The sequence below is a fragment of the Streptomyces populi genome (genome assembly GCF_002911015.1).
Lineage (GTDB): Bacteria > Actinomycetota > Actinomycetes > Streptomycetales > Streptomycetaceae > Streptomyces > Streptomyces populi.
Window position 1 is genome coordinate 1 of sequence record NZ_KZ627067.1, and the last position, 3,409, is coordinate 3,409.

General features: G+C 73.1%; 3 protein-coding genes. All 3 read right to left on the bottom strand.

Translation table 11 applies throughout. From position 1 onward, the window contains the following. Window positions 1-1,392 (bottom strand): penicillin-binding transpeptidase domain-containing protein (locus CW362_RS42540; RefSeq protein ID WP_103554926.1); only part of this gene is annotated, 1,392 nt, incomplete at its 3' end. Next, window positions 1,389-2,765: an FtsW/RodA/SpoVE family cell cycle protein gene (locus CW362_RS42545; RefSeq protein WP_240658353.1), complete on the bottom strand. Its 1,377-nt coding sequence runs from the start codon at window positions 2,763-2,765 to the stop codon at window positions 1,389-1,391. The genes CW362_RS42545 and CW362_RS42540, both read right to left, overlap by 4 nt. A gap of 90 nt (window positions 2,766-2,855) precedes the next feature. Then, a partial coding sequence (locus CW362_RS45190) for an SH3 domain-containing protein (RefSeq protein WP_240658354.1) occupies window positions 2,856-3,409 on the bottom strand: 554 nt, incomplete at its 5' end.

Genomic DNA, 3,409 nt, shown 5'->3' on the forward strand with positions numbered 1-3,409 from the left:
GTCCCCCCGCTCCGCCGCCGCGTCCTCCACGACCACCGCGACGGCCACCGCGGGCTCCGTGGAGTCACCGGAACGAGCCCAGGAGATGAACCAGGCGTACGGCGTACCGGAGTTGCCGATGCCGTGCTGGGCGGTGCCGGTCTTGCCGCCGACGACGGCGCCGGGGATCGCGGCCACGGTCCCGGTACCCCTCTCCACCACGTCGGTCATCAGCTCGCGCATGCGCTGCGCCGTCGACGCGCTCATCGCCCGGTGGAGGAGCTGCGGACCTGCCGTGGCCAGCGTCGCCCCGTCGCGCGTGGTCGTCCGCTCCACCAGGTAGGGCGTCTTGACCGAACCGTCGCCCGCGACGGCCGCCGAGATCATCGCCATCTGCAGCGGAGTCGCCCGGGTGTCGAACTGACCGATGGAGGAGAGCGCCAACTGTGCGTCGTCGAGCCGCAGATCGAAGTTGCTGGGCACCACCGAGAAGGGGATGCGCAGCTTGCGGTCGTTGAAGCCGAAGCCCGCCGCCGTCCTCGTCATGCCGTCGAGCCCGACGTCCACGCCCAGTTTCGCGAAGACCGTGTTGCAGGACCAGGTGAAGGCGTACCGCAGGGAGGCGTCCGCGCAGCCCTCGGTCTCGTTCGTGAGCCTCGTCGTGGTGCCGGGGAGCCGGTACGGGTCCGGCGACCTGGTCGGCGCGTCCATGTCCTCCACCACGCCCGAGTCCAGCGCCGCCGCGGCGGTCAGCACCTTGAACGTCGACCCCGGCGGATACGTCTGCCGGATCGCCCGGTTGAGCATCGGCTTGTCGGCCCGGCCGTTCAGCCGCTCCCACGCCCGGGACGCGGCCCGCCCCGTCCCGGACAGCTGCGCGGGATCGTACGACGGGGTGGAGACCAGGGCCAGGATCCGGCCGGTGGACGGTTCGATCGCGGCGACCGCGCCCCGGCGGGCGCCGAGCCCCTCGTAGGCGGCGCGCTGCGCCGCCGGGTCGAGGGTGGTGACGACCCTGCCGCCGGCACCGCGGGCCCGGGTGAGGCCGTTCAGCAGGGGGTACGGGGCGAGCATCGGGTCGCTGCCGGACAGGACGCCGTCCTCGGTGCCCTCCAGCAGCGTGGTCCCGTACAGCTGCGAGGCGAAGCCGGTGACGGACGCGTACAACGGGCCGTCCCGGTACGTCCGTTCGTAACGGAACTGCTCGCCGGTGTCCCTGGAGCCGGTGACGGTCCGGCCGCCGACGACGATGTCCCCGCGCGGCTGGCCGTAACGGGCGATCGCCAGGCGGCGGTTGGCGGGGTTGAGGTCGTACGACGGGGCCTGGACGACCTGGACCCGGGCGGCGTTGACCAGGAGGGCCACGAGCAGGACGGCGCACAGTCCGACGGCCCGACGGATGTACTTGGTCATGGTGCCGGTGTCCCGTCGTACTGACCGCGGGCGCAGTCGCTGATCCGGATGAGCAGGGCCACGATGATCCAGTTGGTGACGACCGAGGAGCCGCCCTGGGCGAGGAAGGGCATCGCCATGCCGGTCAGCGGGATCAGGCCGGTCACGCCTCCCGCGATGACGAAGACCTGGAGCGCCACGATCGAGGCGAGGCCGACCGCGAGCAGCCGGCCGAAGGGGTCGCGCAGCGCGAGCCCCGCGCGGTAGCCGCGTTCCACGAGGAGGGCGTAGAGGAGGAAGACGGCGGACAGACCGGCCAGTCCGAGTTCCTCGCCGGCGGTGGCCAGGATGAAGTCGGACTTGGCGGCGAAGCCGATGAGGGCCGAATGTCCGAGCCCGAGACCGGTGCCGAGCATCCCGCCGGCGGCGAACGCGAAGAGGGACTGGGCGAGCTGGTTGGGGCCCTGGCCCGCGGCGATCGAGGCGAAGGGGTCCAGCCAGTCCTGCACCCGGCTGTGCACGTGCGGTTCGAGGCGGCCGACGGCGACCGCGCCGACACAGGCGAGCAGCAGCCCGACCGCGATCCATCCGCTGCGGCCGGTGGCGACGTAGAGCAGGATCACGAACAGGCCGAAGAAGAGCAGCGAGGTTCCGAGGTCCCGTTCCAGGACCAGGACCAGGACGCTGAGCAGCCAGATCGCCACGATCGGACCGAGGACGCGGCCGGTGGGCAGCTGGAGCCGCCGGAACCGCCAGATCTGCCGGCCGCTGTGGGCGAGCGCGTTGCGGTTGGCGGCGAGGTAGCCGGCGAAGAAGACGGCGAGCAGGACCTTCGCGAACTCGCCCGGCTGGATGGAGAACCCGGCGATCCGGATCCAGATGCGGGCGCCGTTCACCGCCGGGAAGAAGATCGGCAGGAGGAGCAGGGCGAGCGCGCCGACCACCGAGACGTAGGTGTAGCGCTGGAGGACCCGGTGGCCGCGCAGGCAGAGCACGACGACGATGAAGAGCGCGACGCCGAGCGTCGACCAGACGAGCTGGGTGGGCGCGGCCCGGTCGCCCGGGGTCTGGAGGTCGAGCCGGTAGATCAGCACCAGGCCCAGGCCGTTGAGGAGGACGGCGATGGGCAGCAGCAGCGGATCGGCGTACGGGGCCCGCAGGCGCACGGCGACATGGGCGAGGAGCGCGAGCACGCCGAGCCCGGCGCCGTAACCGGCGGCGCCGGGCGGAACGGCGCCGTGCCGGGCGAGGCCGACGGCGCAGTAGCCGTACACGCAGAGCAGGACGGCGACGACGATGAGGGCGAGCTCGATGCCACGGCGCCTGGGCAGGCGTTCGGCGGGAGGGGCCGGGTCCGCCGCCACGGCCGTTCCGGACATTCCGGGCTGAATCATGTCCGGAACGTAGCAAGCGGACGACCCGAAGTCCCGTCATGCCATGGCGAACAGGCCGGTCCGGTTCGCCATCGGTCCGTCATCGGGGCGTCAGCACCAGCGGGGGGCCGGGCCGATGTTGTCGATGTAGCGGGCGGCGCCCCAGGCCCAGGTGCCGTCGGTGAGCAGGTACCAGAGCGGGTTGCCGTCGACGGTCTCGCCCGGGGTCTTGCAGAAGATGGAGACGATCTCACCCTGCCGCGCGACCCGGATCAGCTGGCTGCCGCGGGTCGGCGCGCTGCGCAGGGCCAGTCCGCCGCGGGCGGTGACCCGGCCCTGGTAGAGGCGCTGGTCGCCCTGGGCGGCGCCGTCGCCCCGCCCGTTCCCGTTCCCGTTCACCGGTTCGCGGCCGTCACCGCCGCCCCCGCCCCCGCCGTTGTTCCAGGTCTGGCCGCCCCCACCGCCACCGCCGTCACCGCCGTTGGTCCACGTCTGGCCGCCCCCGCCCCCGCCCCCGCCGTTGTTCCAGGTCTGGCCGCCCCCACCGCCACCGCCGTCACCACCACTGGTCCACGTCTGGCCGCCCCCACCGCCACCGCCGTCACCGCCGTTGGTCCACGTCTGGCCGCCCCCGCCCCCGCCCCCGCCGTTGTTCCAGGTCTGGC

Coding starts and splice junctions, on each gene's coding strand:
- CW362_RS42545 (WP_240658353.1), bottom strand. CDS start 2,765: ATGATTCAGCCCGGAATGTCCGGAACGGCCGTGGCGGCGGACCCGGCC.